The organism is Aerococcus sp. Group 2, from assembly GCF_905125285.1.
Classification (GTDB): domain Bacteria; phylum Bacillota; class Bacilli; order Lactobacillales; family Aerococcaceae; genus Aerococcus; species Aerococcus urinae_E.
Window position 1 is genome coordinate 1 of sequence record NZ_CAJHPA010000009.1, and the last position, 13,663, is coordinate 13,663.

Sequence of the window (13,663 nt, forward strand, 5' to 3'; positions counted from 1 at the left end):
TCAAAAGTCAAACTTCTAAATAATACCGCATATATTTAGTAATTTTATATTGATTTACACTTGACTAATCGTAGGAATGAGAGTGTGACAAGCGCATTAAAGAGCAAGACCACTGGAAGAAAAAGGCGTCAAAATTCTCAAAGAGAATTTGTCGCCTTTTTCTGAAGTGGACGCTTGCTCTGCGCTTGGAACACGTTTAGGTAGAGTGTGACAAGCGCATGTTCTTAGAAAAATATTTATCTGTTTAACAGGCTGGGAGAAATTCCCAGTCTTTTTTTATGACTGTCGTATTCTGCTGTAGGAATCAAAGCGACGTATAAATATAGTATGCATAGCGTTTCACTTTTCGTCGTCAGCTTGCACTCTATCCAAACCTGCTCCAAGCGCGAGGTGAGCTCCATTTCAGAAGTCTTCGTAAATCCTCTTTGAGGATTTACTGCAAACTTCTTCCAATGGTCTCCCCTCTTTTTGCGCTTGTCGCACTCTAGGGCTTACTGATCGTTAATTTATGTTACAATTGGGGTTAAATCTATGGCTTTGGCTGGTAAAATGGTATAATAGAAACACTCAAATAACGCTATGTTGAAGCAAATTTAAGAGAATGTGGAGTGAAAAAAATGACAATCTATCCAGATGATAGTCTGGCCTTACACACTGACCTTTATGAAATTAATATGATGAAGACCTACTGGGAAGCGGGAAATGCTGACCAACGTTGCGTCTTTGAAATGTATTTCCGTAATAACCCCTTTGAAAACGGTTATGCCATCTTTGCTGGTTTGGAGCACTTGACCCAATACCTGGATAACTTAAAGTTTAACGAAACGGATATTGCCTACCTGCGTGAAACCCAAAATTATCCGGAAGAATTCTTGGACTATTTAGCCAACTTCCAATTTAACGGAACCATCCGTTCCATGGTGGAAGGAGAGGTCTGCTTTGCCAATGAGCCCCTGCTCCAAGTTGAAGGAAGTTTGGCTGACTGTCAGCTCATTGAAACTGCCCTCTTGAATATTATTAACTTCCAAACCTTGATTGCTACCAAGGCTTCTCGGATTCGGAACGTGTGTGGCAATGACGCCTTGGCTGAATTTGGTGCGCGCCGGGCCCATGAACTCGATGCCTCTATTTGGGGGGCGCGGGCTGCTTATATCGGTGGGTTTGATTCGACTTCCAATGTCCGGGCTGGGAAGATTCTTGGCGTGCCCGTTTCAGGAACCCATGCTCATGCTATGGTCCAAGCCTACCGGTCTGACTATGAGGCCTTTAAACACTATGCGGAGTCTCACAAGAATTGCGTCTTCTTAGTCGATACCTATGACGTCTTGAATTCAGGGGTTCCCAATGCCATTCGAGTAGCTCGGGAAATGGGTGATAAAATCAACTTTGTTGGTGTCCGTATCGATAGCGGGGACATTACTTACCTCTCCAAACGCGTCCGTAAGATGCTGGATGAAGCTGGCTATCCGGATGCTATTATCGTGGCTTCCAACGACCTGGATGAAAAAACTATCCTTAACCTCAAAATGCAAGGGGCTAAGGTCGATTCTTGGGGTGTCGGGACCAAGTTGATCACGGCTTATGACCAAGCTTCCTTAGGTGGGGTTTATAAGTTATGTGCGATTGAAGACGAAAAGGGTGACTTGGTGCCAACCATGAAACTTTCCTCTTCTCCAGAAAAGGTAACCACTCCAGGTAAGAAACAAATTTGGCGGATCACCAATAACCTGGATGGTAAGTCTGAGGGTGACTATGTGACGGTTGAAGATGAAGAGCTTGATACCAGTCAACCCCTCTACATGTTCCATCCTACCTATACTTATATTAATAAGACCGTCGAAGACTTTTCTGCCCGTCCACTCCTTCAAACCATCTACCAAGATGGGAAACGGGTCTATGACCTGCCAGCTCTAGAAGAAGTCAAGGCCTATGCTGAAGAAAGCTTAGCAGCGCTTTGGGACGAATACAAACGGATCCTCAACCCCGAAGCTTACCCAGTTGACTTGTCACAAGAACTCTATGACTTGAAGATGGATAGTATCCACGCCATCCATGAACGGGTCAAGGCTGGGGCCAAGAAGAACCAAGTCAATGCAGATTAGTTTGACCAGCGCCGATTGAAGCAGGAAGATGAGGAGAATAAGACTATGCGACAACAACAAGCAGAGATTATCCAAGCCTTAAAAGTGGCGCCGAGTATCGACAGTGATTATGAAATCGAGCGCAGTCTGACCTTTATTACTGACTACCTCAACCGCTATCCCTTTCTGAAAACTTTAGTGCTAGGGATCAGTGGGGGGCAGGACTCCACCTTGGCGGGGAAGTTGTGCCAAATGGCCATTGAAGAAATCCGCCAAGCAACCCAGGACCAAGCTTATCAGTTTATTGCGGTCACCCTGCCTTATGGCCAACAGTCCGATGCCCAAGATGTCAAGGATGCCTTGGCTTTTATCCAGCCTGACCAGGTTCTGAATGTCAATATTAAAGGGGCGGTTGACCAACAAGTGACCGCCTTAGCGGAAGCGGGGTTGGAGCTCTCCGACTTCAACAAGGGGAATATTAAGGCCCGGCAACGGATGGTGGTCCAATACGCTATCGCCGGCCAATGCAGTGGGGTCGTGGTAGGAACTGACCATGCTGCTGAAGCCGTGACCGGTTTTTATACCAAGTTTGGTGACGGAGCCTCTGACATTGTTCCCCTCTGGCGCTTAAACAAGCGCCAAGGCAAGCAGTTACTCAAGGCCCTGAATTGTCCACCCCACCTCTATGACAAGGTGCCCACCGCTGACTTAGAAGATGACCGGCCCCAATTGCCGGATGAGGAGGCTTTGGGGGTTTCCTACCAAGCCATTGATGATTATCTGGAAGGTCAAGACGTCAGTGACCAAGACGCTCATACCATCGAAAACTGGTATCAAAAATCTCAACATAAACGCCACCTTCCCATTAACCTTTATGACACCTGGTGGCGGGAATAATTGGATAAAGAATGGAAGAGGCTGCTGACTAAGGTCAGGGCCTTTTTTCTTGGCCTGGCTTGATTTGTCTTTCGCTTTATTTTTTATTAATCGAACTTTCTCCTCTAAAAATGATAGTTAAGTGGATAATTTCCTTTATTTATAGCCAAGCCGAGAGGAACTTTAATTTCCTCTTAGCTGATTCTCATGAGATCGTTTTCATTTCTTGAAAAAGATATGCCTTTTTAATCAGGGCTGATCAAGAGAAACTCAGGGCATCTTGTATTGCAAAGAAGGGAATTTTTATCGCTGAAAATGATGGCTAATTTTAGAGTGAAAAAGCCTGGAAACAAGGGCTTGGTTGACAGTTTCTTGGGGGATTAGCTTTAATGAAGGGGCAGTGAGAATCTTATTTATTCCCTGCTAAAAAGAATGATCCAGGGAGAGGAGGATGCCCACGGTCACGGCGTATTAAGGAGAGATTGTTAAAAAGCGGCAATCAATGGTAAAATGATCCTAAGATTCTATTTGAACTATTGAATTTATTGCTGAAGGGATTTTCAAAATGTTAACAGTTTACAATACCTTAACCAAATCCAAAGAAGAATTTCACCCCATTAACGAAGGTAAGGTGAATATGTATGTGTGTGGACCGACTGTCTACAACTATATTCACATCGGTAATGCCCGCAGTATTGTGGCCTTTGACGTGATCCGTCGCTACTTAGAATACCGCGGCTATGAAGTGAACTTTGTCTCTAACTTCACCGACGTTGACGATAAAATTATTAAACGCGGCCAGGAAGAGGGCATCACTAGCCGTGAAGTTGCCGATAAGTACATTGCGGCCTACTATGAAGACATTGACAAGCTCAATGTCAAACGGGCGACCCTCAATCCCCGGGTTCTGGAAAATATTGACGCTATTATTGAATTTGTCCAAGACCTGGTGGATAAGGACTATGCCTATGTGGTGGACGGAGATGTCTATTACCGGGCTCGGAGTTTTTCTTCTTACGGCAAATTGAGTGACCAATCCATTGATGACTTAAGAAGCGGTGCCAGCGAGCGTGTGAGTGCCGATGAACAAGGGAAGAAAGAGGATAGCGTGGACTTTGCCCTCTGGAAGGCGGCTAAGGCCGGCGAACCTTCCTGGGATTCCCCTTGGGGGGCAGGACGGCCCGGCTGGCATATTGAATGCTCAGTCATGTCTACCCGTTACCTAGCCGATACCTTGGATATTCACGGTGGCGGCGCAGACTTAGTCTTTCCTCACCATGAAAATGAACGGGCCCAATCGGAAGCCCGGACCGGCAAAACCTTTGTGAACTACTGGTTACATAACGGCTTTGTGACTATGGGTGATGACGGGGAAAAGATGAGTAAGTCCCTAGGTAACTTTGTCCTCGCTCACGACCTCTTGAAGGAAGTCGACCCGACCATCGTGCGTTTCTTCCTAGCCAGTGCCCACTACCGGGCTCCGGTCAAGTTCAGCCACAGCAACTTGGAAGAAGCCCAAAGAAACTTGGAACGCTTGCAAACGGCCCATGACAATATCAACTATCGTTTACAAGATGCTAAGGAAAGTCTAGCAGATGATGAGAAACAATTAGGTGAATTACAGGCCCTGGATGAACATTTTATCCAAGTTATGGATGATGATTTCAATGTTCCTAACGCCTTAACCGTGATTTATGAAGCCCTCAAACGGATTAATATCTATATGGAAGCTCCCCAAGTTTCCCAAGCAGTTCTTAAGGCCTATGACCAACAACTTGGTCAATGGTTAGCCATTATCGGAATTGAATTTCAAGATGCCACTATCCTGGATAGTGAAGTCCAAGCCCTCATTGAAGAAAGAGACCAAGCCCGCTTGGATAAGGACTATGACCGCAGTGATGCCATCCGCCAAGAGTTACTTGACCAAGGGATCATCTTGGATGATACCCCTCAAGGAACCCGTTGGAGAAGAAGTAAATAATGGATAAAAAAGCAGTCAAACAATTAAGCGGCCTGACCCTGGCTTACTTGGGAGACGCCGCCTGGGAAATCCAGGTACGGACCCATTTAGTGGCTAGTGGACTTACCCGCCCCCATGATCTCCATGAGCGGGCCACCCACTTTGTCAGTGCCAAGGCCCAAGCCAAACTGGTCAAGCACTTGCTGGATAGTCAGCTTTTAACCGAAGTGGAAGTGGGCATTTTTAAGCGGGGACGTAATAGTCAAAGCCACAGCTCGGCTAAAAACGCAGATATCCATTCCTACCGGCTAGCGACGGGTTTGGAAGCTTTAATGGGTTACTTATACCTGGTGGATACCGACCGCTTCCAGGCCTTGAGCCAAGCCAGCTTTGCATACTTAGAGGAGGATAAGGATGAGTCCTAAGTCAAAAAAATCGCCAAAGGATTTCGTCTTGGGCTACCATGCGGTCCAAGCCGCTTTGGAAAGCTCACAAGAAATCTACCAAGCCTACCTGCAAGAAGGCCAACATTCTAAACGCCATCAAGCAATCGAAAAGGGCTTGAAGGACCGCCAGATTCCCATCAGTTACCGGTCCAAGCGTGACTTGGACCAGCTAACTCAAGGGGCTAACCACCAAGGTTTTGTTTTAGAAGTGGCAGCCTACCAGTATTACAGTGTGGATGACCTATTCCAAGTGGCTGAAGACCGCGGGGAAGATCCTTTCTTTATCCTCTTGGACGGGATTATGGACCCCCATAACCTGGGCAGTATTTTACGGACGGCGGATGCCTGTGGGGCACATGGAATTATTATTCCTAAGCACCGGGCAGCTGGGGTAACCCCGACCGTGGCTAAGATTTCGACTGGGGCCATTGAATATGTGCCGGTAGCCCGGGTAACCAACATGACCCAAACCATTGAAGAGTTAAAGGAAAGGGGCCTTTGGGTCTTTGGAACCGACATGGAAGGCCAGGACTATTGGGACATGGATGCCAGCTTACCGATCGCCGTAGTCATTGGTAACGAAGAGAAGGGGATTTCTCCCCGGGTCAAAAAGTCCTTAGATGGGGTCCTAACCATTCCTATGCAGGGCCATGTTCAGAGCTTGAATGCCAGTGTGGCGGCGGCTTTAGTCATGTATGAAGTCTATGGGGAACGGCGGCAGACTCCTTAAGAATGTCTAGGTGGTGAAAAGATATATGCGCAGGGAAGTACTTATTGTGGATGGCTATAATATGATCGGAGCTTGGCCGGAATTGGTTAAACTCAAGGGCCAAGACGACATTGAAGGCGCCCGCGACCAATTGCTACAGCGCTTGTCTAATTATGCGGCTTACCATGCCTTGGCATGCTGGGTAGTTTTTGATGCCATGTTTGTCCCCGGACTCTCCAAGTCCTATAAGAAGTACCGCTTGAATGTGGTCTTTACTGCTGAAGGGCAGACGGCAGACTCCTACATTGAAGCCATGATCCAGCGCCAGGTAGGCGTCTTAACCAATGTTACGGTCGCCACCTCGGACCTGGCTGAACAGCGGCTGGTTTTTCAACAGGGAGCGATTCGCCAATCCGCCCTGGAACTCTTGAAGAATGTTCAGCAAACCGAAAAAAATATCCGCCGGGGCGAAAAGAATCACGACCGGCTCGCCTTAAATTACCAAAGGCGGAATCCGTGGACCTATCACCAATTACAAACGCTCAAGAACCTGCTGGATGATCTCAGTCAGAGTGAGGAGTAATGGAGTGATACCGTGGAAGAAATGCTTTCCTATGAGGAAATGGAAAATCAAGATTTAATTCATTTGTTAGTGGAAGGCCGCGATGACCAGGCCTTTGAAGTGTTATATGAGCGCCATCGTTCAACCGTTTATTTCTTTTTGCGTAAGTATTACGGCCATATTGAAGATGTGGATGACTATTTTCAATTAGCGGCCATCAGTCTCTATGAAGTCTGCCAGGACTTCCAGGCCCTGGGCTACAGCTATAGTCTTTTCTCTGCCTTAGGGCGACGAATTGAAAGTCGGATCATTGACCAAATGCGTAAACAAGCTTCCAAAAAACGCCTCCCCAAGACCAAAAGGGTCTACTATGACGGAATCGTCTGTGAGGACGGGGGACCTGCCTTCCTTAACCAGATTCCCCAACGGCATTATTCCAGTCCGGACCAGGCCTATCTATTGAAGGAAAGCTACCAAACTTACCAGCTGACCCTGTCTCCCTTAGAAAGGGCGGTCTTAAATGGTCACCTGGCCCAAAAAAGTGATGAGACCTTGGCCCAAGAATTAGGAGTGTCAACCAAGCAGGTGAGACATGCCTATTACCGCTTGCGGGCTAAGTGGCGCCGTCACCAGGCTGAAGAGGATTAACTGGCGGGCACTTTTCCTAAGAAAAAGTTGACTTTACTACTTAAAGTCGTTACCATGTTTAAGATGGAAGAGAAAAGGAGCTTGACTATGGCATCCAATAAAATCATTTTAGCTTGTTCGGAGTGTGGGTCTCGTAATTACACCATTAAGAGTAATAACACCGCCCGGACTGAGCGACTTGAAGTGAAGAAGTACTGTCGCTTTTGTAACAAGCACACCTTGCATAAGGAAACCAAGTAGGATTAGTTATTGAGGAGAGCATATGATTAACGCATTTAAAGAACTAAAAAAGGTCACCTGGCCGAGCGGACGTGAATTACGTCGCGACACCGCTATCGTTATCGTTACCATTATCATCATGGCCTTCTTCTTAGGGCTCACTGATGAGATCGTAACCCAATTATTTAACCTCTATATCCAACTCTAAAGAAGACCCTTAGCTGGGCTTACGGGGCGCTTGCCTCTCTTTGTGAGTGTGGTATAATAACAGCAAGTAAACAAGGACCTTTCCCTAGCGGAAGGTTTTTTCATTTAGGATAAAAAGGAGAGACTTATGGCGACTGAAATTGAACCACAAAAACAATGGTATGTCCTGCATACCTATTCAGGATACGAAAATAAAGTCAAAGAAAACTTGGAAAGCCGGATTACTTCTATGGATATGGAAGAATATATCTTCCGTGTGGTCGTTCCAGAAGAAGAAAAATTACAAAAAACCAAATCAGGCCAAGAAAAAGTAGTGAAGACCCAAACCTTCCCAGGCTATGTCTTCGTAGAAATGATTATGAGTGACGAAGCCTGGTTTGTGGTCCGCAATACCCCTAACGTGACCGGTTTCCTCGGTTCTCACGGTCAAGGGTCTAAGCCCGTCCCCCTACTTCCAGATGAAGTGCACCGCCTCTTACGTTCTCAAGGTATCTCTGCGCCTAAACGCGATATTAGCTTTGAAGATGGCGAAGTGGTGGAAGTTATCGATGGGGCCTTCCTTGGTTTAGAGGGTCGGATTGAAGAAATCGACGAAGAACACCAAAAACTTAAATTAACCATTGAAATGTTTGGTCGGGAAACCATTGCTGAAGTGGACTTCGACCAAGTAGATAAACTAGACGCCTAAGTCTAGGGCATTGACGAGGGGAGGAGTAGGACATGGCCTGGTTATGGCTATTTTTATTGGCAGTTCTTATCGGCAGCCTCTTGGGTCAAGTGCTCAACCACAAGGTCAAAGCGGGCGCCATCCTGCCTTGTATCTTCTGGACCTTGCTGGGAGCCGGACTGGGCCAAGTATTAGTGAGCGGCTGGAATCTCTTTGTGGCCTCGCTCTCCTGGCTGACTGTCCTTCCCTTAGCCCTCCTGTTTGGGATGGCCTATAGTGCCTACTATAATTACCGATACCGCTACCGTAGTGAGCAAATGGAGAAAAGATAAAATATCACTTGCAAAGTGTGTTGCTTTGTGCTTTAATAATAAATTGTGTACGTCCTCTTAGAAGACGCTACAACTGTGGGAGGAGAAATCTTTAAACTCCACTAAACCACAACACGGACAAGAACTAAGGAGGAATGTTTCGTGGCTAAAAAAGTAGACTCAGTTGTTAAATTACAAATCCCTGCTGGGCAAGCAAGTCCTGCACCACCTGTTGGTCCTGCATTAGGTCAAGCGGGTATTAACATTATGGGATTCTGTAAAGAATTTAACGCTAAAACTCAAGAACAACAAGGATACGTTATTCCTGTTGTGATTACTGTTTATGAAGACCGTTCATTTACTTTTGTTACCAAGACCCCACCAGCAGCAGACTTATTGAAGAAAGCCGCTAATGTGGAAAAAGGTTCCGGCGAACCTAACAAGAACAAAGTCGCTACCGTAACAAAAGATCAAGTACGTGAAATTGCAGAAACCAAAATGCAAGATCTTAACGCAGCCGACGTTGAAGCTGCTATGCGTTTGATTGAAGGTACTGCACGTTCAATGGGAATCGTTGTAGAAGGCTAATTCCTAGCAAACGTTGTCTAGATCGCTCAGTCAATCGCCATAACGCCTAATACGGTGTTATGAGTGGGAGGACTATCCGTTAAAACCACATAGGAGGAATGAAATAAAATGGCAAAACAATCTAAGAAATTAAAAGCAGCATACGAAAAAATCGATGCGAATAAGAAATACGATGCCAAAGAGGCTATCGAATTATTAAAAGACATTGACTTCGCTAATTTTGATGCTTCCTTTGAAGTATCTTACCGTTTAGGGATTGAAGTGAAGAAAAACGACCAACAAATCCGTGGGGCTATGGTTCTACCTAAAGGAACCGGTAAGAGCCAAACTGTTTTAGTCTTTGCTCAAGGTGAAAAAGCGCAAGAAGCTAAAGACGCAGGTGCTGATTATGTTGGCGACGACGACTTAGTTCAAAAAATCAACGATGGTTGGATGGACTTCGACGTTGTTGTAGCAACCCCAGACATGATGGGTAAAATCGGTCGTTTAGGTCGGGTATTAGGGCCTAAAGGTTTAATGCCTAACCCTAAAACTGGTACCGTTACCCAAGATGTGACTAAAGCGGTTAACGACATCAAAGCTGGTCAAATTGAATACCGTGCTGACAACGGTGGGAACGTTCATACCTTAATTGGTAAAGTTTCCTTCAGCACTGAAGACTTACTTGAAAACTTCAAGGCTATTCATGAAACCTTAGTTCGTGAAAAACCAGCTGCAGCTAAGGGTCGTTACATCAGAAACTTAGTCATCACCACCACCATGGGACCTGGTATCCAAGTGGACCCAAGCTCAATCGGTGAAGACATCTAATTCAATGAATAAAGAAAGGACTGTGGTAAAAATCACGGTCTCTTTTTTTGCTTACAATTAGTCTTAAAACAAAATGTACTTGGTAAATCATTATGAGCAGGAGTGGCGCTTTGAAATGGGCCGTTAGCCATGAATAAGCAAGCGATGTGAATTACCGGATAGTAGGCATCAGCCGTACTAGCCGTTTGAAGCTCGCTAAGTGAGGGACCTTGGCCCGAACTGGTGCCATGGCTTTTCAACGACCACATTTCAAAAGCAGAGCGGATGCTCATAACGATTTACATTTAGGTCGATATTTTTTCAAAAGAAGTGTTGACAAGTTCAAGTGATTTGAGTATTATATTTAATGTTGATTATTTAAATCAAAGCGAACCGAAGACAGTTAGTGGCTCTGGGCCTTAATTTCTAACCGAGGGAGATAATAACACTATAAGCCTTATAGTGTCTGCATAATCTCTGTGTCTTTTGGGGACATGGAGTTTTTTATTACTTATAAAAAACTCTATCTTATTTTATCGGAGGTGAAACTGAGTGAGTGAACAAGCTATTGCTAAAAAACAACAAGAAGTTGATGCAATTGTTGAACGTATTAATAATTCAATTTCCTTCGTGGTAGTTGACTATTTAGGTCTTACAGTTTCTGAGGTTACTGAGTTGCGTAAACAATTACGTGACGAAGATGTTTTCTTCAAAGTAATTAAGAATACCATGATGCGTCGTGCTTTAGACCAAGCTGGTATTGAATACCATGAAGAAGTCTTCCAAGGACCTACTGCTGTGGCTTTCAGTGCTGAAGATGCTGTTGCACCAGCACGTATCTTAGCAAACTTTGCTAAGGATGCTGATGCCCTATCACTTAAGGGTGGGGTTATCGATGGTAAGATCATGTCTAAAGAAGAAATCCACAAGATTGCTTCCTTACCAAGCCGCGACGGTTTACTATCTATGTTACTTTCTGTATTGCAAGCACCAGTCCGCAACGTGGCTTATGCTGTTAAAGCAGTACAAGACAAGATGGAAGAAGATGCTCCAGCTGAAGCAGCTGAATAATCAGTGGCTTTTAGCTTAATGATGTAGAATCCCAAAAAAATCACTTAAATAAATGGAGGAATTTAAAGATGGCTTTAAATATTGAACAAATTATTGCTGACTTAAAAGAAGCAACAATCTTAGAATTAGCTGACTTAGTATCAGCAATTGAAGAAGAATTCGGCGTTTCTGCTGCAGCTCCTGTAGCAGTTGCAGGTGCAGGTGCTGGTGAAGCAGCAGCTGAAGAAAAAACTGAATTCGACGTTGAATTAACCGAAGCAGGCGCAGCTAAGATCAAAGTGATCAAAGCTGTTCGTGAAGCAACAGGTTTAGGCTTGAAAGAAGCTAAAGACTTAGTTGACGGCGCTCCAGCAGTTGTTAAAGAAGGTCTTCCTAAAGAAGAAGCCGAAGCTCTTAAAGCTGCTATCGAAGAAGCCGGCGGTAAAGCTGAACTTAAATAATCATTCTAATGATGAAAAGGGTTGTAACATCAGTTACAGCTCTTTTTTTATTAGAGTGTGACAGTCACGCTAAAGGACGAAAACGCTACGCATACTATATCTGTAACTCGCTAACGCTTCGAACAGCTATAGCAACTGGAAGAAAATACCATAAGCACAGATAAAAGGATGTGAGGAAGGATCAGGGAGGGAGATTCCTTGGAGGAAAAGATGAAAAGGTCAGTAAGCTGACCGTTCAACTTTTCTGAAAGGACATCCCCTCCCCCTTCCGAACTCAACTGGAACTGTGCGTTGGAATTTTCTGAAGTGACTTCAAGGCTGGCGTCCGAGCTCAACTAGGCTGAGCGTTGCCAGTTTTTGAAGTGGACGTTCGTCCTGTGACTGGAACAGGTTTTAGATGAAAAGGGTTGTAACATCAGTTACAGCTCTTTTTTTATTAGAGTGTGACTGGAACACGTTTTAGATATATTCATAACTCAAAGAGTTTAAGATGTTTTGTCTTAAGCTCTTTTTATTTACTGGGGAATTGTCATCAGCATGGCTAATAAGCTCCTTGAAGGGCGATGAAAAAGCATATTATCTTTCAAAAAATCCCCTCTAGGTCTGCTATAATAGATAGGACTAAATGGGAAAGGGATTAGTAATGAATAAACGCGTGACCATCCAAGAAGTAGCCGACCAAGCCGGAGTGTCTAAGACCACGGTGTCGCGCTATCTGAATAAGAAATATCATAAAATGTCGCCCGCTACCAAAAAGCGGATAAAAGCCGTCATTGAAGAGCTCGACTACCGACCCAGCCGTCAAGCCCAGGCGCTCAAGTCTAAGCGCTCTTATTTAATTGGTGTGGTCATTGCCGATATTTCTAATATGTACGCTTCCTTATTGCTCAAGGGGATGAGCCAGGTCTTCAACCAGGCCAAGTGGCAGATGATCATCTTGGATTCCTTAGGGGAGGTCGACTTGGAAAACCAATATCTGGAACGCCTAATTGACCAAAATGTCGACGGGATTATTCTTCAACCAGCGGCCATCACTAGTGATAATTACCAGTTTATTGAAGACATGCAGCTCCCTCTCATCCTGGCTGACCGGAAAACCTATCCTAGCCAGTGGTTAACCATTGGCACCGATAATGAAGCGGTTATAAGCCGGCTCTTTGACCAGGTGAATCTGGCCGACTACCAGTCCTTTGTAGTGGTGAGTGAAGTTCTGGCTCCGGTCTCTACCCGCCAAGACCGCTATCAGGCTGTCGTTACGGCTTGTGCTCCTGCTCCCGTTCAATTAATTGAAGTAGGGCAAAAAAACTGGCAGGAAGCAATCCTAGATGCTGCTGGTCAACAAAAAACGCTCTTTTTCTGCAATAATGGCCGGGTGATGATTGAAGTCTTGCGTATATTGAAGCAAGGACACTTCCAGGTCCCCCAAGAGGTGGGGGTGACGGGCTTTGACGACTGGCACATGACCGATATGATTGGCCCGGGGATTACCAGTATTGAACAACCTACGGAAAGGATCGGGGCAGCCCTAGCGGAAAACTTACTCCAAGCTATTGAGTCTCAAAAAATCCTGAAAGCTGGTTACCAAGCTATCCCTTCCCATATTTCTTTACGGTCCTCGGTTTAATGGGAAAACAACTTTTTAGACAAAAAAATTTAAGAATGAAAACTTAAGTTTGGGACAAAAGTCTCAGACTCTTTTCAAAATACGAACTATCTAATCAAAACGTGTTCCAAAAGTCAGCCCTGACGTCCACTTCACACAGGGTGTGAGACTTGGCAACTAGACTTGGATGATTGGAGCAAGTCAGAATAAAAGCGAAGCATTCGCTTGTTTCTGACTTGTGAAATCGCTCCAAGTCTGCCAAGTCGAACCCAACTACGAACTATGTGCGATAGGCTTGCGCCTATCTTCCATAGTTTGTTCCAGTTGCTATAGCTGTTCGAAGCGCAAGCGAGTTACAGATATAGTATGCGTAGCTCTTCAGGGCTCTTTTGACTTTTGTCACACCCTCTTTCCTACGATTAGTCAAGTGTAAATCAATATAAAATTACTAAATATATGCGGTATTATTTAGAAGTTTGACTTTTG

16 protein-coding genes and 1 other annotated feature are annotated in these 13,663 nt (G+C 45.0%); all 16 genes read left to right on the forward strand.

Annotated features, from left to right (window positions below; translation table 11 throughout):
- Positions 1 to 617 precede the first annotated feature (617 nt).
- The 16 genes from JFU01_RS08740 (at position 618) to JFU01_RS08815 (ending at position 13,198) form a co-directional block, all read left to right on the forward strand.
- Positions 618 to 2,102: a nicotinate phosphoribosyltransferase gene (locus tag JFU01_RS08740; RefSeq protein ID WP_195856675.1), complete on the forward strand. Its 1,485-nt coding sequence runs from the start codon at positions 618 to 620 to the stop codon at positions 2,100 to 2,102.
- A 45-nt stretch (positions 2,103 to 2,147) separates the two neighbouring features.
- Positions 2,148 to 2,978 (forward strand): ammonia-dependent NAD(+) synthetase, encoded by an 831-nt coding sequence (gene nadE / locus JFU01_RS08745; protein ID WP_195856676.1) that lies wholly within the window; start codon positions 2,148 to 2,150, stop codon positions 2,976 to 2,978.
- A 544-nt stretch (positions 2,979 to 3,522) separates the two neighbouring features.
- Positions 3,523 to 4,938, forward strand: a complete 1,416-nt coding sequence (cysS, locus tag JFU01_RS08750) for a cysteine--tRNA ligase (protein ID WP_195856677.1) — start codon at positions 3,523 to 3,525, stop codon at positions 4,936 to 4,938.
- Positions 4,938 to 5,342 carry a Mini-ribonuclease 3 gene (locus JFU01_RS08755; protein WP_195856678.1) on the forward strand — a complete coding sequence of 135 codons (405 nt, stop codon included), beginning with the start codon at positions 4,938 to 4,940 and terminating at the stop codon, positions 5,340 to 5,342. Before cysS ends, JFU01_RS08755 begins: the two co-directional genes overlap by 1 nt.
- Positions 5,332 to 6,093: a 23S rRNA (guanosine(2251)-2'-O)-methyltransferase RlmB gene (rlmB, locus tag JFU01_RS08760; RefSeq protein ID WP_195856679.1), complete on the forward strand. Its 762-nt coding sequence runs from the start codon at positions 5,332 to 5,334 to the stop codon at positions 6,091 to 6,093. The genes JFU01_RS08755 and rlmB overlap by 11 nt, the downstream gene beginning before the upstream one ends.
- A gap of 25 nt (positions 6,094 to 6,118) precedes the next feature.
- Entirely contained in the window at positions 6,119 to 6,655 is a 537-nt protein-coding gene (locus JFU01_RS08765) for an NYN domain-containing protein (RefSeq protein WP_013669408.1), read from the forward strand.
- Positions 6,656 to 6,676: 21 nt separating this feature from the next.
- Positions 6,677 to 7,282, forward strand: a complete 606-nt coding sequence (locus JFU01_RS08770; RefSeq protein ID WP_230086973.1) for a sigma-70 family RNA polymerase sigma factor — start codon at positions 6,677 to 6,679, stop codon at positions 7,280 to 7,282.
- Positions 7,283 to 7,369: 87 nt separating this feature from the next.
- Positions 7,370 to 7,522, forward strand: a complete 153-nt coding sequence (gene rpmG / locus JFU01_RS08775) for a 50S ribosomal protein L33 (protein WP_060785005.1) — start codon at positions 7,370 to 7,372, stop codon at positions 7,520 to 7,522.
- Positions 7,523 to 7,544: 22 nt separating this feature from the next.
- A complete protein-coding gene (secE, locus tag JFU01_RS08780; RefSeq protein WP_013669091.1) occupies positions 7,545 to 7,709 on the forward strand; it encodes a preprotein translocase subunit SecE in 165 nt (54 codons plus the stop codon).
- A gap of 126 nt (positions 7,710 to 7,835) precedes the next feature.
- Positions 7,836 to 8,396, forward strand: coding sequence for a transcription termination/antitermination protein NusG (gene nusG, locus JFU01_RS08785; protein ID WP_060778764.1), 561 nt, complete (start codon positions 7,836 to 7,838; stop codon positions 8,394 to 8,396).
- Between the two features lie 32 nt (positions 8,397 to 8,428).
- Positions 8,429 to 8,707: a hypothetical protein gene (locus JFU01_RS08790; RefSeq protein ID WP_195856681.1), complete on the forward strand. Its 279-nt coding sequence runs from the start codon at positions 8,429 to 8,431 to the stop codon at positions 8,705 to 8,707.
- Positions 8,708 to 8,848: 141 nt separating this feature from the next.
- Entirely contained in the window at positions 8,849 to 9,274 is a 426-nt protein-coding gene (rplK, locus tag JFU01_RS08795; protein WP_013669514.1) for a 50S ribosomal protein L11, read from the forward strand.
- Positions 9,275 to 9,382: 108 nt separating this feature from the next.
- Positions 9,383 to 10,084 (forward strand): 50S ribosomal protein L1, encoded by a 702-nt coding sequence (rplA, locus tag JFU01_RS08800; RefSeq protein WP_195856682.1) that lies wholly within the window; start codon positions 9,383 to 9,385, stop codon positions 10,082 to 10,084.
- Positions 10,085 to 10,438: 354 nt separating this feature from the next.
- Positions 10,439 to 10,578: a sequence feature (ribosomal protein L10 leader region), on the forward strand.
- A gap of 37 nt (positions 10,579 to 10,615) precedes the next feature.
- On the forward strand, positions 10,616 to 11,134 hold the full coding sequence (gene rplJ, locus JFU01_RS08805) for a 50S ribosomal protein L10 (protein WP_064293510.1): 519 nt from the start codon (positions 10,616 to 10,618) through the stop codon (positions 11,132 to 11,134).
- Positions 11,135 to 11,202: 68 nt separating this feature from the next.
- Positions 11,203 to 11,574, forward strand: a complete 372-nt coding sequence (gene rplL / locus JFU01_RS08810) for a 50S ribosomal protein L7/L12 (RefSeq protein ID WP_013669121.1) — start codon at positions 11,203 to 11,205, stop codon at positions 11,572 to 11,574.
- Positions 11,575 to 12,217: 643 nt separating this feature from the next.
- On the forward strand, positions 12,218 to 13,198 hold the full coding sequence (locus JFU01_RS08815) for a LacI family DNA-binding transcriptional regulator (protein WP_195856683.1): 981 nt from the start codon (positions 12,218 to 12,220) through the stop codon (positions 13,196 to 13,198).
- The last annotated feature ends 465 nt before the right edge of the window (positions 13,199 to 13,663 follow it).